16 protein-coding genes and 1 pseudogene are annotated in these 23,863 nt (G+C 50.1%); all 17 read left to right on the top strand.

Features of this window, described 5'->3' with window-relative positions:
- Positions 1-64 precede the first annotated feature (64 nt).
- The gene (locus QFZ78_RS32805) at positions 65-388 is read left to right on the top strand and encodes a hypothetical protein (protein WP_307553520.1); all 324 of its coding nucleotides are present in this window, start codon (positions 65-67) and stop codon (positions 386-388) included.
- Between the two features lie 329 nt (positions 389-717).
- Positions 718-2,505 (top strand): sensor histidine kinase, encoded by a 1,788-nt coding sequence (locus QFZ78_RS32810; RefSeq protein WP_307553521.1) that lies wholly within the window; start codon positions 718-720, stop codon positions 2,503-2,505.
- Positions 2,498-4,072, top strand: a complete 1,575-nt coding sequence (locus tag QFZ78_RS32815; RefSeq protein ID WP_307553522.1) for a response regulator transcription factor — start codon at positions 2,498-2,500, stop codon at positions 4,070-4,072. The genes QFZ78_RS32810 and QFZ78_RS32815 overlap by 8 nt, the downstream gene beginning before the upstream one ends.
- 257 nt (positions 4,073-4,329) lie before the next feature.
- Entirely contained in the window at positions 4,330-5,289 is a 960-nt protein-coding gene (locus tag QFZ78_RS32820; RefSeq protein WP_373461082.1) for an ABC transporter permease, read from the top strand.
- A 74-nt stretch (positions 5,290-5,363) separates the two neighbouring features.
- Positions 5,364-6,197 carry a carbohydrate ABC transporter permease gene (locus QFZ78_RS32825; protein ID WP_307555998.1) on the top strand — a complete coding sequence of 278 codons (834 nt, stop codon included), beginning with the start codon at positions 5,364-5,366 and terminating at the stop codon, positions 6,195-6,197.
- An 81-nt stretch (positions 6,198-6,278) separates the two neighbouring features.
- On the top strand, positions 6,279-7,985 hold the full coding sequence (locus QFZ78_RS32830; RefSeq protein WP_307553523.1) for an ABC transporter substrate-binding protein: 1,707 nt from the start codon (positions 6,279-6,281) through the stop codon (positions 7,983-7,985).
- Positions 7,986-8,105: 120 nt separating this feature from the next.
- Positions 8,106-8,378 (top strand): annotated as a pseudogene (locus tag QFZ78_RS32835) (beta-glucuronidase); the annotation flags it as partial.
- A gap of 282 nt (positions 8,379-8,660) precedes the next feature.
- Positions 8,661-10,385, top strand: a complete 1,725-nt coding sequence (locus tag QFZ78_RS32840) for a cellulase family glycosylhydrolase (RefSeq protein WP_307553524.1) — start codon at positions 8,661-8,663, stop codon at positions 10,383-10,385.
- Between the two features lie 28 nt (positions 10,386-10,413).
- Complete coding sequence (locus QFZ78_RS38685) at positions 10,414-10,680, top strand: beta-galactosidase (protein ID WP_373460148.1); 267 nt, start codon at positions 10,414-10,416, stop codon at positions 10,678-10,680.
- Positions 10,681-10,831: 151 nt separating this feature from the next.
- A complete protein-coding gene (locus QFZ78_RS32845; RefSeq protein WP_307556000.1) occupies positions 10,832-12,502 on the top strand; it encodes a cellulase family glycosylhydrolase in 1,671 nt (556 codons plus the stop codon).
- 91 nt (positions 12,503-12,593) lie between these two features.
- Positions 12,594-14,642 carry a beta-galactosidase gene (locus QFZ78_RS32850; protein ID WP_307553525.1) on the top strand — a complete coding sequence of 683 codons (2,049 nt, stop codon included), beginning with the start codon at positions 12,594-12,596 and terminating at the stop codon, positions 14,640-14,642.
- A 45-nt stretch (positions 14,643-14,687) separates the two neighbouring features.
- The gene (locus QFZ78_RS32855; protein WP_307553526.1) at positions 14,688-15,335 is read left to right on the top strand and encodes an SGNH/GDSL hydrolase family protein; all 648 of its coding nucleotides are present in this window, start codon (positions 14,688-14,690) and stop codon (positions 15,333-15,335) included.
- A 111-nt stretch (positions 15,336-15,446) separates the two neighbouring features.
- Positions 15,447-17,045, top strand: coding sequence for a cellulase family glycosylhydrolase (locus QFZ78_RS32860; RefSeq protein WP_307553527.1), 1,599 nt, complete (start codon positions 15,447-15,449; stop codon positions 17,043-17,045).
- Positions 17,046-17,274: 229 nt separating this feature from the next.
- The gene (locus QFZ78_RS32865) at positions 17,275-18,795 is read left to right on the top strand and encodes a glycoside hydrolase family 43 protein (protein WP_307553528.1); all 1,521 of its coding nucleotides are present in this window, start codon (positions 17,275-17,277) and stop codon (positions 18,793-18,795) included.
- 103 nt (positions 18,796-18,898) lie between these two features.
- Positions 18,899-19,864: an aminoglycoside phosphotransferase family protein gene (locus QFZ78_RS32870; protein WP_307553529.1), complete on the top strand. Its 966-nt coding sequence runs from the start codon at positions 18,899-18,901 to the stop codon at positions 19,862-19,864.
- Positions 19,865-19,926: 62 nt separating this feature from the next.
- The gene (locus QFZ78_RS32875) at positions 19,927-22,884 is read left to right on the top strand and encodes a glycoside hydrolase family 9 protein (RefSeq protein ID WP_307553530.1); all 2,958 of its coding nucleotides are present in this window, start codon (positions 19,927-19,929) and stop codon (positions 22,882-22,884) included.
- Between the two features lie 549 nt (positions 22,885-23,433).
- Positions 23,434-23,784, top strand: coding sequence for a hypothetical protein (locus QFZ78_RS32880; protein ID WP_307553531.1), 351 nt, complete (start codon positions 23,434-23,436; stop codon positions 23,782-23,784).
- The last annotated feature ends 79 nt before the right edge of the window (positions 23,785-23,863 follow it).

Raw genomic sequence — 23,863 nt, forward strand, 5'->3', positions numbered from 1 at the left:
ATCTGGGGCTGGGCCGTTCCCCTAAGCAGAACTTGTAGGCGGGCGTGGAATCCTTCAAGGGCGGATGACGACCATCGCCGCTTCGAGGGACGACTGCAGCTCGGCGCTTCATTTGCAAGGAATAGAAGGAAGGCTGCTGCATGTGGATTCCATGTGCGGCAGCTTTGTTTTGGGGCTTCCGGAGTGGGAGTGGGTTAACCATGTAGCGCAAATTAAGCCGTCTTTATACTCAAAGGAACCGGATGCAGTTCCGGGTCTCTGCTGGCCATGCGGAAATGCATATCCGGCAGACGGCGGTTCAGGCCAGCGTCAATCGTGTGGATCGGCCTTGATCCCGTCGAGCCGGATCGGGTTCTACGATCCGCATTTTGTATTTCAGCCTTTTTGATCGTTCAAACCACTTCAAATCTTTATAGTTCTTTACATTTTCACAAAGAAACCAGCAAACCCTTGAATTTACTGGTTTCTTGCACTTTAAAACTTATTTGTCATCCAACCAAAGGTATTTTTTTACTGCAAGCAGGCGGATCATAATGCAACGTCGATTTTATTGTGTTAGGATAAAAATATCTAATTTTGACATGAAATTTCCATGAGTCCGCCGGGTAGGATGCTCTCGAAAGTTTTCTTATAATTATACAGCCCCATAGCAGAAGCATGAAACTAATATATTTCACATAATTGAAAACGCTATCAAAAAAAGGGGGCGAGGTGCTTATGAAATGGTTAGACAAAACAAACAACATTCACATGAAAAAGAAGTTGATCATTTCATTCATCCTTGTCGTTTTTATTCCGGTCGGGATCGTGGGCGCTTTGCTGACCCAATCGCTCCGCCAGACGGCACTAAACGATGCGGTCCAGCAAACATCGAACGACGTGGAGAAGGTGAAGACGCGCATCGACGAAATATTGAAGCAGTCGATCGAGATTTCTAACAAGTTGGCGACGGACCCGCGATTGGAAGCTCTGGTCAATAAGCGTTACCAATCGAAGTATTCTGTTGTAGAAGCCTATAGAGAATATCAGGAGTTCGAGCAATACGAGCGGCTGTATAAAGAAATCGCCAACATCCGGTTGTACGTGGATAATCCGACGCTGCTGAATAACTGGGATTATTTACAGCCAGAGCCGTCGATTGTGAATGCGGAATGGTACAAGGCGGCGATCAAGAACTCGGATAAAATCGGCTGGTATTACATCGGAGACGAAACGAAGGGCGATAGTGCTTACCTGAGTCTGGTGCGTCGCGTCTATTATCCGAATTACCGAACGACCGGCGTGCTCGTCATCAATATCAGCCAAACGGAGCTGAACGGAATTCTGAGGCAGGAGCAGTTCGATACGATGGTCATCGACGGGAACGGATATATCGATGCGGCCAAAAACACGGACCTCGTAGGTAAGCATATTCGCGACTTTCATATCACCCAGGAAATGCTGGATAAACCGAGCGGCACGTACCAAATCGATTACAACGGAGAAACGTCGAAGCTCATTATAGAGTCCCTCATTCCGGACGTGAGCAGTAACGGCTTGAAAATCATATCCGTGTTTTCGGTGCAAAGCATCGTTAAGGGAGCGAACCGGATCAGCATGTTCGGACTCTTCATTATCATCATGAGCCTGTTAATCGCCTTGGTGTTCATCTATATTTTTTCCTCCCTGTTGTCGAAGCGCATCCTTCGCTTGAGCAAGCAAATCAATAAGGTGGCTTTAGGCGATTTGCATGCCAGCTCAGTGATTGATGGTGACGACGAAATCGGCCAGCTGTCGCGGCAATTCAATTATATGGTCGGCAATATCCGCGAGTTGATGGAGGAAGTGACCGAATCGAACCGGCAAAAAGCGCAGCTGGAGCTCAAGCAGAAAGAAATCAAACTGAAAATGATGGCCAGTCAGATCAATCCCCATTTCTTGTTCAACGCCCTTGAGTCGCTGCGGATGAAGATTCATTTGCGGGGGAGTGCGGATATTGCCGACATCGTCAGGGTGCTTGGGAAACTGATGCGCAAGAGCCTCGAGATCGAAGGCGGTACGATTACACTCGGCGAGGAGCTGGATATGGTCCGATGTTACTTGGCCATTCAACGATTCCGTTACGATGACCATCTTTTCTACGAGCTTGAGCTCGACCCGGCATCAAGCGAATTCCGGATTCTGCCGCTCGTCGTGCAGCCCCTGGTGGAGAACGCCGTGATTCACGGGATTGAGAATAAAGAAGAGGCGGGCTTAGTACGGATTCGGACGGAGCTTCAGGATGACGCCCTGTATGTGACTGTTGCTGACGATGGCGTCGGAATTCCGGAAGCGAGGCTGGATGCGCTGATGTGCTCGCTGAACGACCCCGAAGACGGGAAGAACCATCGCATTGGCCTGCGCAACGTGCATCAGCGGCTTGTCCTTACCTATGGAGAGCAATATGGACTCCGCATCGTCAGCCGGGAAAATGAAGGGACGGAAATTCGTTTCATGATACCGATTGGAGGAGATTCGCATGTATAAAGTTATTCTCGTAGACGATGAAAAAGCGATACGCCAAGGCTTGAAGGCGATTGTGAATTGGCGACGGCACGGCTTTGAGGTAATCGGGGAAGCGGGCAACGGCCGGGAGGCGCTGCTCCGGCACCAGGAGCTGAAGCCCGACCTTATGGTCATGGATGTCCGCATGCCTGGGATGGACGGGCTGCAGGTTATCGAAGAAATTCGCAAGTCCGATAAGGAATGCCAATTTATCATTTTAAGCGGCCATGCCGATTTCTCGTACGCCAAGCGCGCGATTTCATGGGGAGTGAACGCCTATTTGCTCAAGCCAGTAGATACGGATGAATTCGACGCAGAGCTTGACAGGATCGGTGGAGTGCTGAGGGAGGCCTCCGGATCGCTGCAAAAAAAGGAACAGACGTCGGCGCAGCAGCTCGAGGATCAGATCGTATCGCTGCTAATGTATGATGAGGAGGGTCACCGTACGGCGATGGAACCGCCGAAGGAGCCGATTCTCGATTGGCGTTCGTATCGGGTAATGCTCCTGAAGCTGCATCCGCCTCTTGGCAGTCATGCAAACGGTCGGGCGGAAGTCAGAAGAAAGCTGGCAGAGCGTTTTGAGTCGTCGGGTACTGGCATCGTATTCGCCGCAGAGCCCTTTGTCGGCGTTCTGCTGAATGAGAGGGCGCCGAATAAGCTGCAGGCCAATTCGATGTATCTGGATTTGGAGGAATCGCTTCTGGGACTGAACGGCGGCTTCTCCGCAGCGGCGGGAGACCCGGTGCATCAGCTCGCCGACATCGGTCTATCCTATTCGCAGGCTGTCCGGCTGCTGAAGGAAGAGTTCCTGTTCCGCGGAGAACGGACGGTCATCCTTAAGCGTCCGCCGCTCAACCTTGCCGCGAACGGAGCAAGAGACGGCGAGCCAACCGGACCCGATATAAACGGTTTGGCGGATAAGCTATTTTATGCGCTAGATATCGGCAGCAAGGACGCCGTTCGGCGCATTCTGGATGAAGGGGGGCAGTCGATCGCCGCGTACGACGGCGCGGAGCAAGCAATGAAAATCGCCGTCTCGCAATGGATATCGCTCGCGCTGACCAAGCTGTCGAACACAAGTGATACCGCCTTCACCGCCGTACAGGCTGCCCTTTCGGTAGTCGCGGAAATCTATGAGCAGCCTGATCTTCGGTCGTTGCGTCAGATGCTTGAGGACAGGTTGCTCGGACTGACGGAGCGCATAAGCACGTTCAGCTGCGAGTCTGCCGTTAAGCAAATTCTCGACTTCGTGGAGCGTCATTACGCCGAGAACTTAAAGCTTGAGACACTCGCTGAGCTATTCAATTACAATAGCGGGTACTTGGGGAAAATGTTCAAAAGCTTCACGGGCGACACCTTTAACAACTATTTGGACAAAGTCCGAATCCGGAACGCCAGGCATTTGCTGGCCAGCGGGCTCAAGGTGCACCAGGTAGCGACGCGTGTCGGGTATGCCAACGCCGATTATTTTCATTTGAAATTCAAAAAGTATCTAGGCGAATCGCCGTCCCACTATAAGATGAAGCCAACCAAAACCACTTCGGTGTGATACCGTGCTGCCATATTCTTGCATGTCGATTTTTGATATAATATAGCGTCCCCATCTTCGTTCAAAGGCGCTCCCTTCAAGATGTTTTCGCACGAAAAGCCATAGATGTTCCGGGAGGAGGGCCATGGGCCTCCTTCTTTTTTTTAATCTATTGAAAACGCTTATTTTAACATGATTTATTGGCGAATTTCTCGGGTTTTGACGTCAGGCCTTGTGCGTTAAACTAAGATCAAGAGAGAGAAGGAGGAGGAACCGGGATGGAACCGCTAACAACTGCTGCCATTTTTCATCCGGCGGAGAAACGAAGGAAGAGCTTCATTCGCACCATGCTGGAGCAGAAATATTTATACTTCATGTCCGTGCCTTTCATCATCTGGTTGTTTATATTCAACTACGTTCCATTATGGGGCTGGTTGATGGCATTCCAGAACTATAAGCCTGGCAAGAATATTTGGCAACAGAAGTGGGTGGGGCTCAGCAACTTCCACGAATTGTTCGCGGACGAACGGTTCTATCTGGTTTTGCGGAATACGCTTGCAATGAGCATTATGGGGCTTATTGTCGGATTTACCGTTCCTATTATCTTTGCACTGCTGATCAACGAATTGCGCGGACAGTTGTTCAAGCGGACCATTCAGACGGTTTCGTATTTGCCCCACTTTGTTTCATGGGTGGTTGTCGCCGGTTTGGTCAGCAAGATGCTCTCCACCGACGGCGGTGCGGTGAACCAACTGCTGATGATGCTTCACATTACGGACCATCCGATCCAGTTCATGGCGAAGCCCACCTGGTTCTGGGGAATCGTCACATCAGCGGATATGTGGAAGGAAACCGGCTGGAACTCCATCATCTATCTTGCGGCCATGGCCGGGATTGATCCGGAGTTGTACGAAGCGGCTACTGTGGACGGCGCGGGAAGGTTCCGCCGGATGTGGAATATTACGCTGCCGGGAATCCGCCCCACCTTCATGGTACTGCTGATTCTGTCCATCGGCAACCTGATTAGCATCGGCTTCGAGAAGCAGTTCTTGCTTGGGAATCCGCTGGTCAATGATTACTCCGAGGTGCTTGATATTTACGCTTTGAAATACGGTATCCAGATGTCCCGTTATTCCTACGGCACCGCAATCGGGATATTCAATTCCGTTGTCAGTATTTTCCTGGTGTTTACGGCCAATGCAATCTATAAAAAATTCACCAAAGAAACGATCATTTAGGAGGAATCACAGTGCAAGGGCTTGTGCAGAAAAAACCAGCCGACCGCTTATTCGACATTTTCCTGTATGCCATCATGATCCTGATCGGGATTGCAACCTTATATCCGTTCATCAACGTGTTGGCCATTTCCTTCAACGACTCCGCGGATACCGTCAAAGGCGGCATCCACGTATGGCCGCGGGTTTTCACTACACGGAATTACGAGACGATCTTTCAATATGAGGGCTTGCTGACCGGATTTCGCAACTCGATCATCCGAACTGTCTTGGGTACGGTGGTCGGCGTCTTGTCCGCCTCCATGGTCGCTTACGTCCTGAGCAAGACGGAGTTTCAGGCGAGGCGGTTGTTCACCACCATCTTCGTGATGACCCTGTACATCTCCGGCGGCTTGATTCCCGGCTATATGCTGATTCGCGACTTGCACCTGTTAGGCACATTCTGGGTTTATATTATCCCTGGCATCTTGAGCGTATGGAACGTGCTCATCGTGCGCTCCTATATTAACGGTCTGCCTTATGCCTTGCTGGAATCCTCGAAGATGGACGGCGCGAACGACTGGACCATCTTCTGGAGAGTCATTCTCCCCTTGTGCCAGCCAGTGCTGGCTACCATCGCGCTGTTCATCGCTGTCAACCATTGGAACTCCTGGTTTGACACTTATCTGTACAACGGTCAAAAGCCGGAGTATACGACCTTGCAATACGAGCTCCGCAAGGTTCTGCTCACGACGGACAACGGCGGCAATATCTACGACCCGAACAACAAGCAGCAGTCCTTGGCGATGGTTTCGCCGGAATCGATCCAGATGGCCATCACCATGGTCGTCACCGCTCCGATCCTTTTGGTGTATCCTTTCCTGCAAAAGTACTTCGTGAAAGGCATAACGCTGGGAGCGGTCAAGAGTTAACTGACATCGGTAGGCTCAGGGAACCTGTCCAATACAATCATTACCTCATTCATCATCTAAAAAAAGGGGAGGCAGTATTTCATGAAAGTCAACACAACGAAAGTGGCTAACGTTCTGATGATCGTCGCCTTGTTGGCGGCAACCGGCTGCAGCAAGCCGAATTCCGACGGCGCAAGCAGTCCTGCGGCATCGTCAAAACCATCGGTATCCGAATCGTCCAAGGAAGCTCTTACCCCCTTGACAGTCCGTTTCGCTGCGGGCGACAACAACCCGCTTTGGGACGACATGCAGAGTGAAGTCGGCAAACTCATTACGCAAAAAACCGGCATCTCCATCAAGGCACAATTCCCGGTAGGCGGCAATGATGACATGTTTTCGCTGATGGTGGCAAGCAACGACTATCCGGATATGGTTGCGGCCAAGGGCAGTGCGGGCAAGCTGAAGGACGCCGGCGCTTTGCTAGATTTGGCGCCGCTCATTGACAAGTATGCACCGAACATCAAGAAGCTATATGGCGATTATATGAAGCGTCTGCGCTGGAGCAATGACGACCGTGGCATTTATGTCCTGCCGACAGCTGGGGTAAACAACCAATACTTCAAGGCAGGCGGCGGCTTCGAGCTGCAGCATGCCGTGTTGAAGGAGCTTGGCTATCCGGCAATCAAGACGGTGAAGGATTTCGAGAACGCGCTCAAAGCCTACAAAGACAAGCACCCGACCACAGCCGATGGCAAGCCGATCATCCCCTTGTCCCTGAACGCAGGGGAATGGCAAATTTTGATTACTACGACCAACCCCGCCGTTGCCACGACAGGCGCGCCGGATGAAGGCGAGTTTTACATTGATCCGAAAACCTATGAGGCGAAATTCCACTACTTGCGTCCGGAGGAGAAGGAATACTTCCGATGGCTAAACCATATGAACGACATCGGCTTGCTCGACCCGGAGAGCTTCGTGCAGAAGTATGACCAGTACAAGGCGAAGGTTGCCAGCGGCCGCGTTCTGGGACTCATCGATGCGGATTGGGACTACGCCAATGAAGAAGCATTGCTGAAGAAAGAGGGCAAGTTCGATCAAACCTACGCCCACTTTCCGGTTACCTTGAATGAAACTTACAAGAGACATGATTTCCAAGATACCGGATACTTGGCTGGTACCGGCATCTCGATCACGACGAGCGCCAAAGACCCGGTTCGCATCATCAAGTTCCTGGATTTTCTGGCGTCTGATGAAGGGCAAGTGTTGGTCAACTGGGGGATTGAAGGCAAGCATTACAAGGTGGAGAACGGCAAGCGCGTCATCCTGGACGACATTTTGAAGATGAAGATCAATGATAACAAAAAATTTAAGCAAACTACCGGTATTGAAATGTACCGAATGGGACCGAGCTATGGTGACGGTGTGAAGGACCCGACGGGCAACTATTACACCACTGTCTTCCCGGAACAAATCGAGAAGGAATACACCCAAGCGGACAAAGAGACATTGGCTGCTTACAAAATCAAGAACTTCAAGGATCTGTGGCCGTCCGAGAAAGAATTCCCGGTTAGACCGTGGGGCGCAGCATGGAACATCAACATGGAAAGCGGCTCCGAAGCGAACGTCCTCTTTCAGAAGTGCGAAGACATTATGAAGAAGCGCGTTCCGGAAGCGATACTGGCGAAGCCGGACCAATTCGACGCCGTATGGGACAGCTTCATGAAGGACTTGGAAAAAGCCGGCGTTAACAAGCTGAATCAGGAATTCACCAAGCTGGTGAAAGACCGCGTGAAGCTTTGGAATGAGTAAAAGCTGACAAAGTCAAGCTGAAAGCCGACAGCAGCATTAAGTAACGTCGGCTTGTTGAACCGATCCGATTGAGAGGGGCCGCCATAAGGAGTGCGGTCCCTTATCTCATGCCGGCGCGATTACGGATATCGTGACCCGAGCCGGGTAAAAGGAACGGAGGAACGCCAGGCCGGTATCATTGAGAGCATTTTGGCGGCTTATATGTCCGTCCCATTCTTGTCCGGCATGCTAATCTGGCAATTTTGCGACTGCAGGGTAACGGAAGGGTCGGGATGGTTGTTGACCCGCGCCGGAACACAGAACAGCAAAGGAATCGTCGACCGATACCGCAGGCCGAAGCGGGCGTATTCCATTGTGAAGCGATATTTTACAGGAAATCATCCAAAATATTGAATTTCTACATGATTTTTAGATGATTTTATGAAGTATTATTATAACTGCCATATAGTTAAAATAAAAATGTCACCGCTTACATAAAGCGTTCAATGAGGAGTTGCATGAAAAACACAACATCGAAGCGCAGTCACAAGTGTCTCTGGGAATTGATTTCCTTGAAAGACAGCAGTGCCCATTATTCCAAGCAGAGGAGGATATTCAGGTATGCATCAGTAAATACGCGGCAAGCAAAACATCTACAGAATCAATCTAAATAAATGAAACAAAAGGAGAATTTCTATGCGCACAAAAAGATCTTATCTGTCAGTCGCAATGATCGTTGCCCTGTTGCTGGCGTTGTTTTCACCCGTCGGCTCGGCCGCTGCTTCCCCGAAAGAAACCCAAATGCAGTCTTATGTCAGCGCAATGCAGCCCGGATGGAACCTGGGCAATACATTTGATGCATTTAATACGACTGATCCAACAAAAAATGATGAGACGGCTTGGGGCAACCCGCGCGTAACCAAAGAATTCATTAAGGAAATTAAGAAGCAGGGCTTCAAAAGTATCCGTATTCCGATTACATGGAACGGGCGGATGGGCGGCGCACCGGATTATACGATCGATCCGGCCTGGATGGACCGGGTTCAGCAAGTCGTCGACTGGTCGCTGCAAGAGGGACTGTATGTCATGATCAACATTCACCACGACTCTTGGATGTGGATCAGCAAGGCGCCGGCGAATCATGACGCCGTATTGGCCCAATATAATGCGATTTGGACGCAAGTCGCCGACCGATTCAAGAATCATTCCGATAAACTGATGTTCGAGAGCATCAACGAACCGTTATTTGAAAACGTTGATGTGGCTACGCAGCACACGTTTCTTGATGAGTTCAACACATCCTTCGTCCATATTGTAAGAGCGTCGGGAGGCAAAAATGACGTTCGTCCGCTAGTGCTGCCGACGTTATTTACGAATAACTCGCAAGAGCATGTGGATTCGCTTGCAAGCACGATTGCCAAGCTGAACGATCCGAATTTGATCGCTACCGTTCATTTTTACGGCTTCTGGCCGTTCAGTGTAAACATTGCGGGCTTCCCGAAGCTTGAAGAATTAACGATTAAGGATATCGATACAATGATTAATAATGTAACGACTTCGTTCGTATCGAAAGGAATTCCTGTTGTCATTGGCGAATTCGGACTGCTCGGCTGGGATGCTACACCTTTCAAAACACCGTTAAGTGAAGGTGTGCCCGAGCATGGCGAGATGTTGAAGTTTATCGAGTATTTCACCTCTAAATGCGTAGAGAACAAACTTGCCCTTATGCTGTGGGACAACGGCGGGCGTTTTGACCGCAGAACGCTTCAGTGGAACGATCCTGAGCTATACAATCAGATCATGGCCAGCTTGAAAGGCCGCTCTTCCACTGGCGAATCCGATCTGATCTTTGTCAGGAAAGACGCGCCGGCTCAGGACACCGTAGTCCATGTGAACTTGAATGGCAATATTTTGACCGGCATTTGGGCCGGGGACAATCATTTGGTCAAAGGCAAAGATTATGAGTTGAACGGCGAAGACCTGACCCTCAAAGCAAGTTTTCTCGCCAAGCTGACCGAATCGGCCGAACTCGGCGAGGTTGCTGTATTGAAGGCCCAATTTAACAAAGGCGCCGATTGGACCTTCCATGTATTGTACAATGACACGCCGGTGCTGCAAAACGTGGAAGGCACAACCGCAAGCTTTGTGATTCCGACTGCCTTCAACGGTGACCGTCTTGCCACGATGGAGGCCACTTACACTACAGGGGGCAACGCAGGTCCGAATAACTGGACTTCGTTCAAGGAGTTCGCCCGGACATTCAAACCTACTTATGCTACAAATGAAGTCGCACTTACAGAAAGTTTCTTCAAAGAAGTGAACGATGGTACGGTGATTCTGAAGTTCCACTTCTGGAGCGGCGCCATCATCGAGTACACGATTACGAAGAACGGCACGAGCGTTACGGGCACAGCATCGTAGAAGCTGGAATTTATTAGGGAAAAAGGGGGTGCTGCCCAGCGCCCGTGCGCTGCGGCAGAGCTCCCTTACTACCGAAATAAGAATTCGTTTCAGTGAGAGAAACGCTACCTTCAAAAACCCATCTTATTTGCTTGACTGGAAAAGATTCGAAACGGATTCTGTCGCCCGGTTCCAGCAACTGCAAGTGAATCTTCTACGAAAGCGGTGTCCGGGTCATTTCGTGACCCATAATATTTGGAGCTACCCGATGTCCCTTGACTATTACAAACTCTGCGAGTCGTTGGATTTTGCCTAACTTGACTATTATCAGCTTACGGCCAAAGGTGGCCGAATCATTGGCACACCTAAGTAACGTCCGCCAAGCAACACGTGTACAGTGGAAGCCAAAATTATGAAACCAAAGGAGAATTTCTGTGCAAACCAAAAGATCTTATCTGTCAGTCGCAATGATCATTGCCCTGTTGCTGGCGTTGTTTTCACCCGTCGGCTCGGCCGCTGCTTCCCCGAAAGAAACCAAAATGCAGTCTTATGTCAGCGCAATGCAGCCCGGATGGAACCTGGGCAATACATTTGATGCATTTAATACGACTGATCCGACAAAAAATGATGAGACGGCTTGGGGCAACCCGCGCGTAACCAAAGAATTCATTAAGGAAATTAAGAAGCAGGGCTTCAAAAGTATCCGTATTCCGATTACATGGAACGGGCGGATGGGCGACGCACCGGATTATACGATCGATCCGGCCTGGATGGACCGGGTTCAGCAAGTCGTCGACTGGTCGCTCGAAGAAGGTCTGTATGTCATGATCAACGTTCACCACGACGCTTGGATGTGGGTCAGAACGATGCCAACGAATCATGACGAAGTATTGGCCCGATATACCGCGGTATGGACGCAAATCGCCGACCGCTTCAAGAATCATTCCAACAAACTGATGTTCGAAAGCATCAACGAACCGGAATTTTTAAACGTTGATATAACGACGCAGCTCGCATTTCTTGATGAGATCAACACAACCTTCGTCCATCTTGTAAGAGCGTCGGGAGGCGCTAATGCCGATCGTCCGCTTGTGCTGCCGACGTTATACTGCAATGACGAGAAAGTGCGTGTGGATTCGCTTGCAAGCACGATTGCCAAGCTGAACGATCCGAATTTGATCACGACCGTTCATTTTTACGGCCTCTGGAATTTCAGCATAAACATTGGGGGCTACCCAAAGTTTGAGGCCGACACGATTAAGGTTGTCGATACATTGATTGACAATGTATCGAATGCGTTCGTATCGAAAGGAATTCCCGTTATCGTAGGCGAATACGGACTGCTAGGCTGGGATGTCAGCGAAGGTTTGCCCGAGCATGGCGAGATGTTGAAGTATATCGAGTATTTCACCTCTAAAGCCGTAGAGAACAAACTTGCCCTTATGCTGTGGGACAACGGCGGGCGTTTTGACCGCAGAACACTTCAGTGGAACGATCCGGAGCTTTACGATCAGATCATGGCTAGCTTGAAAGGCCGCTCTTCCACTGGCGAATCCGATCTGATCTTTGTCAGAAAAGACGCGCCGGCTCAGGACACTTTAGTGCCCTTGCACTTGAACGGCAATAAGCTGACCGGCATCAGGGCCGGAGACTATAAGTTGAAAAAAGGCAAGGATTATGAGTTGAACGGCGAAGACCTGACCCTCAAAGCAAGTTTTACCGCCAAGCTGACTGAATCGGCCGCACTCGGCGAGGTAGCCGTATTGAAAGTCCAATTTAACAAAGGCGCCGATTGGACCTTCCATGTCTTGTACAATGACACCCCGGTGCTTCAAAACGCGGAAGGCACCACCGCAAATTTTGCGATCCCGACCGTCTTCAATGGCGACCGACTTGCTACGATGGAGGCCGTGTATGCTGAAGGGGGCAACGCCGGTCCGGATAACTGGACTTCGTTCAAGGCGTTCGGCCAAACATTCAAACCATCTTATGCAACAAATGAAATCACTCTTACACAGAGCTTCTTCAACAAAGTGAACGACGGAACGGTGATTCTGAAGTTCCACTTCTGGAGCGGCGCCATTATCAACTATACGATTACGAAGAACGGCACGAGCATTACGGGCACAGCATCGTAGAAGCCGGAATTGATTTGGGGAAAAAGGAGTCCTGCCTTGCGCCCGTGCGCTGGGGCAGGACTCCCTGCTGCCGAAATAAGGATTCGTTTCGGTGAAAGACGGCTTACAATTAAAGGTACTTAGCTTAGCAATCAGTGGAGGGCTGCTTATGATTAAAATGGGTGTGGATTATTATCCGGAGCATTGGGAGCGCGCCATGTGGGATCAGGATGCGGATCTGATGCGGCAGACGGGAGTCCGTCTGGTACGGTTAGCTGAATTTGCCTGGTCGCGTCTGGAGCCGGAGGAAGGACGGTACGATTTCGCATGGTTGGACGAGGCGATAGAGGTTTTCCATGAACGAGGCATCGAGGTCGTGATCGGAACTCCGACCAACACGCCGCCGAATTGGCTGGTGGAGCGATACCCGGACGTGCTTCCCGTTGATGCCTTGCTGCATACGCGATATCCCGGTGTGCGCGGACATCGTTGTTATAACAGTCCTTCGATGCGCCTTTATTCGGAGAAAATCGTGGATAAGCTTGCCTCGCATTATTCGAAGCATCCGGCTGTAACCGGATGGCAGATCGATAACGAATTTGCTCTGAACGAGTGCCATTGCGACAATTGCAGCGAGCGGTTCCGAGAATGGCTGTCGGAGAAGTACGGATCTTTGGAGGCTCTTAACCGCGCTTGGGGCACCGTCGTCTGGAGCGGGGAGTACAGCAGTTGGCTGCAAATCAAGCCCCCGCTGGGCGGTACCTCCTTCAAAAACCCGTCTTATTTACTGGACTGGAAAAGGTTCGAAACGGATTCCGTCGCCCAGTTCCAGCAGTTGCAAGTGAATCTTTTGCGGAAACGGTGCCCGGGTCATTTCGTGACGCATAATATTTGGAGCTACCCGATGTCCCTCGACTATTACAAACTCTGCGACTCGCTGGACTTTGCCTCCCTTGACTATTATCCGAACACAAGTCCGGAAAAATCGGATACGAGCGGATACGGCGGGGCACTGACGCTGGACTTGACCCGGGGGATCAAGCGGTGCAACTTCTGGATCATGGAAACGATCAGCGGCCCGCCAGGCTGCTGGTTCCCGATGTGGCGAACGCCGCAGCCGGGGTTTATTCGGGCGTTCGCCTGGCAGTGCATATCGCGCGGTGCAGACACGCTCGTGCATTTCCGGTGGAGAAGCGCTCCGGTCGGCGCCGAGCAATTCTGGCATGGCTTGATCGACCACAGCAACGTTCCGGGCCGCCGGTTAGAGGAGTACAGCAAGCTGTGCGAGGAAGTGAACCGTCTCTCACCGCTGCTGACCGGATCGGAGGTGCATGGCGAAGCGGCCATTCTTCACTCGCACGATCAATACAATGCTCTTCAGATTCAGCCGCAGGCTGAGGGGATGGATTATTTCGACAATATAAAGCTGTATCACCGCGCATTGACCAAGCTGGGCGTTCAGACCGATGTGGTAAATATGACAGCTGATTTAAGCGGATATCGGCTAATCGTCGCCCCCTCTCTCTATTTGCTGGATGAACGCGTGGCAGGCCATTTGGAGGATTGTGTCCGCAGCGGGGCTACCTTGATTGTAACGAATCGCACCGGCGTTAAAAATATGAACAATGTTTGCCGGATTGAACCGCTGCCCGGGCCTCTGGCCGAAGCGGCTGGGGTGTACGTGTCAGAGTATGATCCGATCGGCAAAGACGTCCATACCATTCGGGCGAAGAATGGGAAGACCTACACATGCATGCAATGGTGTGATATTTTGGAACTTTCCGGCGCGGAACCGATCGCTTGGTATGAAGACGATTTCTTCGCCGGCAAACCGGCCGCTGCGGTTCATTCTCTTGGAAGCGGAAAGGTGTATTATTTGGGGACGGTTGCCGAGGAGAGCTTTTATTTGGACTTTTTCCGGGAGGCCTGTGCAGATGCGGGTGCGAGCCTGTTTCCCGATCTGCCGGAGGGCGTTCAAATCTCGGTCCGCAAGAAGAGAGAGAAGCGATATTTGTTCCTATTGAATCTTTCACGGAAGCGGCAAACTGTAACGCTAAGTCAAGCTTATCTAAGTATTCTCAGTGAGAGACGGATCGGACCGGAGCTTGACATGGAGCCATACGCCGTAGAGATTGTAGAGCTTGCCGAAACCGGCTGCTAGGTCAGGGAAATAGAACCTTATCCGAGAATGAAAGGGAAATCAATCATGAATCCAACACGACAAACGATTCTGTTTCAAGGCGATTCCATAACCGATGGCAACCGGGACCGCAAGGAGGATCCCAATCACATTTTGGGACACGGCTACGCTTTTATCATTGCTAGTAAGCTCGGCTTCGAAATGGCACGCAATCAGCCGCATTTCATCAACCGGGGCATCAGCGGCAACCGGGTTTCGGATTTATACGCCCGCTGGGATGATGACGCGATCAGCCTAAAGCCGGATCTGATCAGCATCCTGATCGGCGTTAACGACGTTTGGCGGATTATGGCGGGTTGTTCGGGCGACCGTTTCGAAAGAGCGTACCGGCATTTGCTGGCGGAAACGAAGGAGATGTTGCCTTCCGCAGGATTAGCGCTGTGCGAACCGTTTATACTGAAAGTCGGGGTGACTGAGGAAAAATGGGATGAGTGGCGAAAACGGATCGATGACTACGGCCGTATCGTTCGCCGTTTGGCCGAGGAATACACTGCGGTATTCGTTCCATTACAGGAGGCGTTCGACAAGGCCTCGTCCGGCAAAGATGCCGCCTATTGGATATGGGACGGCGTTCACCCAACGGCTGTCGGCCATGAACTCATTGCCCGCGAATGGCTATCCATCGTTCAGAACAGCCCGTTGGCCATTCGCTGAAAGTGTACCTTAATGGAAAAGGAGGTGATGAACAAGGTTGTTACCGGTTGGAAGTTCTTTGGTTGAACTCGTGTAAAAGTAACCAAAAATAAGAAGACGGAGGTGTTATTTATGTCGTCAAAAGTAAAGTCTTTCAGGATCTTTTTGTTAGCCATGGTATTGGTGTTTACAACTGTCATTTCCGGTCGGATTCCGTCAGCATCTGCAGAAACAACCGATTTCACGCAATTGAATGCTTCGCAAATTGTTTTTGAAATGGGGGCGGGCTGGAATCTGGGAAACCAGCTTGAACTCAGTTCCAACGGTACACCCAGCGAAAGCACTCCTAATGTCACGCAGGCGTCCATTCAAAAGGTAAAAGCAGCAGGATTTAAAACAATCCGTATCCCTGTTTCGTATTTGAATAAGATAGGGAGCGCACCGAATTATACGATTGATTCTGCATGGCTGAACAGAGTGAAAACAGTCGTGGACTATGCCTACAACGAAGGCTTGTATGTCATTATCAACATTCATGGAGACGGGTACAATTCAGTTCCCGGTTCTTGGCTGCTAGTCAATTCAAACGATCAAACAACGATCAGGGCCAAATATCAAAAAGTCTGGCAGCAGATTGCTAATACGTTTGTCAATTATGATGAGCATTTGATCTTTGAATCCATGAACGAAGAATTTGATGGGACGTGGGAAACGCCAAACACCACATACTATTCAAATCTTAATGCTTATAATCAAATCTTTGTAGATGCCGTAAGACAAACCGGAGGAAACAATAGCGCGAGATGGCTTCTGATTCCCGGCTGGAATACCAGCATTGATTATACTGTAGGCAATTATGGCTTTGCGCTTCCTACAGACAATTACAGATCAACTGCGATTCCGAGTTCTGAAAAAAGAATCATGATATCCGTTCATTATTACTCGCCTTGGGACTTCTGCGGTGAGGAATCCGGTACCATAACCCAATGGGGAGCAACAGCTGCCAACACGTCGAAAAAGTCAACTTGGGGACAGGAAGATTATTTGGATTCGCAACTGAAGTCCACGTATGATAAATTCGTAACCCAAGGATATCCTGTGGTCGTCGGTGAATTCGGTTCCGCAGATAAAACAGCGTTTGATTCAACGAATAATACGTATCGTGCGGCATTTGCAAAAGCGGTAAGCGCAACAGCCAGGAAATACGGTTCGGTACCGATTATTTGGGATAATGGATGGAATGGAAATTATGGTTTTGGATTGTTTAACAGGTCTACCTATACGATCACACAGCAAGGAATTATTGATGTGATCATGAGTGTCATGAACACTTCTAAAATGAAGAACGTGACCACAGGTTTGTATATTGACGGCATGGGCCGTACCACAGACGGCTCGAATGCAGGCCAATGGAGCGCCGGTACCAGCAATAACCAACGATGGATAATGGAATTCTACGGAAGCTATTACAAAATCAAAAATGTTGCGACAGGTTTGTATCTTGACGGTATGGGCCGTACCGCAGCGGGCTCTATTAGCGGACAGTGGAGCAACGGCTCCAGTTGGAACCAGAGGTGGGTATTGGAAGCCTACGGAAGTAATTATAGGATAAAGAATGTTTCTACCGGTCTTTATTTGGATGGCGGCGGCAATACGGCTAACGGCTCCGACTTGAAACAGTGGAGCAGCGATCCCAGTACCAACCTGCAGTGGCAGTTTGTGAATCCCTGAAGAACGGAAAGAACGGAAGAGCAGCGGCTGTGAAGTCCTGCTCTTTATCTCTTTAAAGGGGGTGACTAAACATGTCTACCAGAGCGATGAAGATATGGAATGGTGGCGTAATATCTAATTATTCTATGAAAAATTCACAAATTTCGTAGGTATCTCAGAACTTCATTTTTTTATATAAATAATGATGAATACGCTTTTACATCAGACCCGCAAACAAGGAGAGAAATAAATGTTGTATACGAATCCGATCATTCCCGGCTTTTATCCCGATCCGAGCATCTGCCGGAACGGGGATGATTATTACCTGGTGACAAGCTCTTTTGCATATTTTCCCGGAGTCCCCCTATTTCACAGCAAGGATCTTGTCAATTGGCGCCAGATCGGACATTGCCTCACAACCGAGCAGCAGTTGCCTTTGGGAAACACTTGGCTCTCGGGAGGAATCTACGCCCCGACGATCCGCCATCACGACGGCTGGTTCTATATGGTAACGACGAATGTGAGCGGGGTCGGCAATTTTTTTGTTCGAAGCAGGCAGCCGGAAGGTCCCTGGTCCGATCCAATACCTGTCGCGCAGAAGGGCATCGATCCTTCTCTATTATTCGATGAAGACGGCAGTGTATACTTTCAATCCAATTGCGACGGCAATGAAGGCTACGGCATTTATCAATGCGAGATTGACATATTGACCGGAAGCATGCTGACTGAGAGCCGTCAGATTTGGAGGGGAACGGGCGGAGCGTACCCGGAAGCTCCTCATCTTTACAAGATCAAAGGATTTTACTATTTGCTGATCGCTGAAGGCGGAACTGAATACGGCCATATGGCGACGATAGCGAGAAGCAGCGCCCCTTATGGACCGTATGAACCGTGTCCCCATAATCCGATTTTGTCTCATAGAAGCTTGAAGAGCAGCATACACGCAACCGGGCATGCAGATCTGGTACAGGCGCATGACGGCAGCTGGTGGGCGGTTTTCTTGGGAATCAGGCCTGTTTCTTATCCGATGCGGCATCATCTAGGCAGAGAGACTTTTTTGGCGCCCGTGTCATGGACGGATGACGGCTGGCCGATCATCGGTATCGGCGGGCGTATCGAGTCCGTTATGGAGGCTCCGCAGCTGCAGGAAGTCCGGTGGCCGCATAAGGCAATCAGAGATGATTTTGATGAAACAACGCTAGGCTTTGATTGGGTGTTTCTGCGGAATCCGACTCCGGAAAGCTGGTCGCTCCACGAAAGTCCGGGACATTTGGTGCTGCGTGGGAATATGGTGTTGCTCGACGATGCCGGCGCCCCCGCCTTTGTGGGCCGGCGTCTGCGCCATTTGTCATGCAACATAGCCGCCCTACTAGATTTCGAACCGAAAAGCGAAGGTGAGGAAGCCGGACTTACCGTATTTATGAACGATGGGTATCATTATGATCTTGCCGTAAAGTTCAAGGAAGGACGCAAGGTGATCGTATTACGTCGGACCGTGGGATCATTGAGAACAGAGCACACGCACGAATGCGCAGCCGGCCCGGTCGTGCTAAAGATTGAGGCTAGGCCGGAATGTTTTGTTTTCTCCATTCAGCCAAATCAATCCAATGTCCTTGAGTTGGGCTCGGGAGAAACGCATCTGCTCTCAACGGAGGTAGCAGGCGGCTTTACGGGAGTAGTTATTGCGATGTATGCCGTTTGCGAAACAGGACAGAGTACGCCGGCACTCTTTGATTGGTTCGATTATGAGCCGGTAATTCATATCGAATAGGTTTGTATGGGTAGATGATGAAATGCTGTCAAGGATTGCAAGTGATGGTCAATTGGAAACATCAGGGGATTATTAAAATTTATAGAAAGATGTGACCAATATTATGGAAAGTAATATTAAACCCAAGCTGATAGACAGCGATATGGAACGAATTATTCACCAAGCCTTCGGAAGCCGGGTCGTCGAAACGAAAGAATTAACGGATGGGTGGGCAAACAGCGCATACGCGATTATCACAAGCGACGACCGCGAGGTAATCCTAAAAGCAGCGCCGTTCAAGGGAACAAAAATGATGCGTTATGAGGCAAACTTGATGCGCACCGAAGTCGAGGCGCTACGCTTGTTTGACAACAGCGGCACACTGCCTGTGCCTAAGGTGCTCGCACACGACGATACATGCACCTTGATTAATGCGGAGTACTTTATTATGGAGCGGCTTTCGGGAGTTCCTTACAACAAAATTAAGGAGACGCTTTCCCAGGAAGAGAAGGACGCGATCGAATTTGAGCTTGGCGTCTATAGCCGCTTGATCCATGAAGTGCAAGGGGAGAAATTCGGATATTTTCTGCAGCAAGAATCGTGGAATGACTCCTGGGCGGAAGCGTTTCAACAGATGATCCGGGGCGTGCTGGCTGATGGCAGAGATGTCGGAGTCGAGCTGCCTGCGGGCGATGCGGTTATCGAATCGGAAATCGAACGGCATCTGGATGCTTTGCACGAAGTCGTACAGCCCCGTCTCGTGCATTGGGATTTATGGGATGGGAATGTGTTTGTCGAGCATGGGAAAATAACAGGGTTGATCGATTTCGAAAGAGCGCTTTGGGGCGACCCGCTGATGGAGGTTTATTTCGGCCGCTTCAACCGATCCGTTGGGTTCTCAAGGGGCTATGGGCTTGCCGTTGCAACCCGAAATCAGCAGCGGCGCAGAGTGATGTACGATTTTTATCTGGATCTGATCTTATGGATTGAATGTACCTTCCGGCAATATGAAAATAAAGACCACGCGAATTGGGCCCGCAACAATCTTGCGGAAGGCTGGGAACATCTCCTCGCGATCGGCCGAAATTAATTGCGCTTTCAATAAAAGTCGACTTAAAAAAAAGTCGACTTAAAAAAAAGGAGAAAATTCAGATGAAAACAAGGAAAAAGCCGCTTCTTTTTACCAAACAAATCATTTCTTTATGCATATCCGGTTCACTTCTGCTGATGTGCGCGCTTCCCGCTGCAGCTGCTGACAGCGTCGTCGGCGGTTCCAGTTCAGACAGCTTTGTCACAAACGATTCAACCAATCTATATCTCCCTCCTGGAGGAGCGGACTGGAACAGGCTGAAGGATCTCCTGATGAATGATTTTGCGTACGGCTACGGCAGCACGGTAACCGACGAAACCTATCAGGGTAAGGCAGCGAAGAAAATCGCTGTCGACAGCTTCTGGGGAGCCAATTATATCCTGAACGGTTGGCAGACGTTGGATATAAGCCCGTACGAAAATGGTACATTAGAGTTCGATGCGGTCGGAGCGGTTGGCGGTGAAACCTTCTCCGTGGGATTTGTTGATGTCGTCACGGAACGGCTGGTCGACGGAGAGTTTTTTACGGATAACGATGAGCATCCGCATCAAACCTCTGTGACTGCATCGATTCCGTTAGGAGAGGAACTTACAACAGAATGGAAACATTATTCTGTTCCGCTGAAGAATATCTTTGATTCCAAAAGCATTTTCAGTAGTTCCAGTGTGCAGATGCTGAACTTCACCGGGGATAACAACCCGAAAACGTTCTGGATCAGCAATATTGTCATCAAATCGCCGGATAAGGCGGCAAGCTATGCTCCGATCAAGGTGAATCAGGTCGGTTATATTGTTAATAGCGAGAAATACGCTTTGGTCAGCGGCTATTACGACAAACTGACCGCTGTACCCGGCACACCTTTTCAAGTGAGAAAGGCATCGGATATGAGCATCGCTTACTCCGGCGCGTTGTCCTTGGTTGCAGCCTATGATGCTTCCTCCGGGGAGAAGGTGCTGAAGGCGGACTTCACCGGCCTGAACGAACCGGGCGAATATGTGCTGACTGTGGATGGGGTCGCTGAACCTTCCGTTGCCTTCAAGATTGGAGACAGCAGTATCTATAGCACTCTTTTGAAAGATGTGCAGAAGTTCTTCTACTTCCAGCGCGCCAATGAGGATCTGTTAGCGGAACACGCAGGGATCTTCGCCAGGACCGGCGCTCGCAAGGAAGATCACAACCTTCCGTTCCAGTCCGATCCGACTATTACGAAGGATGTTTCCGGCGGATGGTGGGATGCCGGCGACTTGGGCAAATATGTCACAGTGGGAGCGACAGCCATCTCTGACCTCCTCTGGGCATACGAGAGCTTTCCAGGCCAATTCCAGGACCATTTGTTGAATATCCCGGAAAGCGGAAACGGCATCCCGGATCTGCTGGACGAGATCAAGGTTGAAACGGATTTTATTCTCAAAATGCAGGATGAGGCCACAGGAGGCTTCTATGCTTACGTCATTCGGGATCATTCACCTGGTCGCTATATCATGGATGGAACGGCAAGCAATAGACTCATACCGACGTTCCACACTGGCGCTGCAGTTGGCGCTCTGGCTCATGCGTATATCGTCATGAAGGATGTCCCTGGGTTAACGGATTATGCCGAGACGTTGAAGGCCGCCGCTCTCCGCGGATGGAACTATCTGGAGCAGCATCCGGAATTCATCCCGCAGCCGGATGGTCCATACAACTCTAACAGCGATGTGAACGACCGCTTTTATGCCGCAGCGACGCTGTACCGGGCAACAGGAGAGCAAGTGTATAACGATTACGTCGTCGCTCATTACCTGGAGCATGCTGCTATTTTCGAGAGTGAAACTTTCTCGCACAATATCGGCTCCTTGGATAGGATGGGCTTCTACCATTACATGATGGGGGAGCAGCCGAACGCCGCAGTGAAGACATGGTTTACCGATAAATTTGTACAATGGCGTGACATTATCATCAATGCCAGTATGAATAAATCGGTGTGGGGGAATTCCACCCTGGATGGATTTTATTGGGGAGCGAACTCCAATAATGCCGGCGTTCCGGTCGGCCTCGCGATCGGCAGCCGCCTTCTGGGATTGTATAATGAAGATGACCGAAATGTAGCAAGCGGCAATCTGAACTATCTGCTTGGGATAAACCCGCTGCAGATGAGCTATATTACCGGGCACGGGGAGCGCCGAGTGACTAGAACCATCCATGAAATTTACAATGGCGACTATCTCTTGGAGATGCCGAGCGGTTACATGCCTGGCGGTCCGAATAACTTCCCAAGACAAATCTATAACTTCAACGCCAAAGCGTACAACAATTCCTCTATCGACTGGGAAACCAATGAGCAAGCCTTGAATTACAACTCGCCCCTGACCTTCTTGGTTGCGTTGTTGTCCGAAGCGAATTCGGCTCCAGCCGTCTCGATCACCTCGTATGAGGAAGGCCAGGCAATCCATTTAAATAATCCGCAGATTGACTGGACGTTCATTGACGCCGACGATGTGGATGTACAAGCCGCCTATCAGGTTCAAGCCTCCAGCAACGGTTGGGAGACGGTTGACGTGGACAGCGGTGAACGGGCTGGCGCATCCAGTTCATACACATTGGATGGATTGGCGGACGGAGATTGGTCGATCAGGGTTCGATTGAAGGACAATCGGGGCGCCTGGTCGGAGTGGACGTACAGAAGCTTGATCATTGATACGGTTGCTCCTACCCTGAATGTTGTCCTGGATAAGGAAACATTGTGGCCGGCCAACAACCGTCTGGTCAAGGTAACGGCAACCGTTGAAACCGGGGATGAGCTGTCTCAGGTGAAATTGCTGTCCATTACGCCGAGCGTAGCCGTCGACAGCTACGAATCCATGGTACAAGAAGCCGATTTCGGCACATTCGATACGGAATTCATGCTGTTGGCCATAAAAGCCAAGGGTATGGAGCCTCTTGTTTATACGATTAAATATAGAGCGGTAGATCGTGCAGGGAATGTTACGGAAACATCTATCACTGTTACGGTTCCCCATGACCAGTCTGGAAATAAATAAGCTTGTCCAGCAGATTGAGGAACTTGATTTGAAAAAAATGCTACTCTAATTACATTACATGAAATTGAAAGAACCTCGAGACTATACGCAGCAATAGATTTCGAGGTTCTTTCTTTATCTGGAACAATGGTTGCACAAATGAAAGAGAATGTTATTATCCACGTTCCTTCGATTATGAGCCGGTAGGTAGATAATGTACCTGTTCGAATTGCTTGGGATGAAGTCGAATGATATTGCCCGAAGATCAGCGGGGATTGGAAGGTCTCTGCCAGATTACAATTAAACAAATAGGACATGTTTAGGGGCCCGAGCAATTAGGCCATTTCAATGCCACGGCAACCATGGCAGATTGAGCTAAGACGATTTCTAAATACCTTAAAATGGAGGTTTGGCGGCGATGACAAATGTCTTTACCGTTTCAGAATCATGAACTGGCAATCGAAGACCGCGTTGCCGATCTGGTGTCCCGGTTCACCCTCGAGGAGAAAATTGGGCTCATGTGCCAATATCAACCCGCAGTCGAGAGGATGGGGGTGAAACCTTACAAGCATGGTACCGAAGATCCATGTGCGCTACTATAACACGCCGGTGCTGCAAAATGCATCGGGCGCGACCAGCGGCTTTGCGATTCCCACAGCCTTTAACGGCGACCAGCTTGCCACGATGGAGGCCGTGTACGCTGCAGGCGGCAACGCCGGTCCGCATAACTGGACTTCCTACAAGCAATTTAACTATATCTTCTCACCCGACTATACCAACAATAAAATCACGATTACCTCGAATTTCTTCAATGAAACAACTGACGGAACGGTGATTCTGACGTTCCACTTCTGGAGCGGGCAAATCGTCAAATACACAATTGTAAAAAGCGGCACGAGCGTCACAGGCACGGCCCAGTAATATGGCAAGGCGTTCCGACGGGGGATATCACCTGCCGAGCACCTTTCTCCCAATTGGAAATTGTTGGAGCATTCATAAA

The sequence above is a fragment of the Paenibacillus sp. V4I5 genome (assembly GCF_030817255.1).
Taxonomy (GTDB): domain Bacteria; phylum Bacillota; class Bacilli; order Paenibacillales; family NBRC-103111; genus Paenibacillus_E.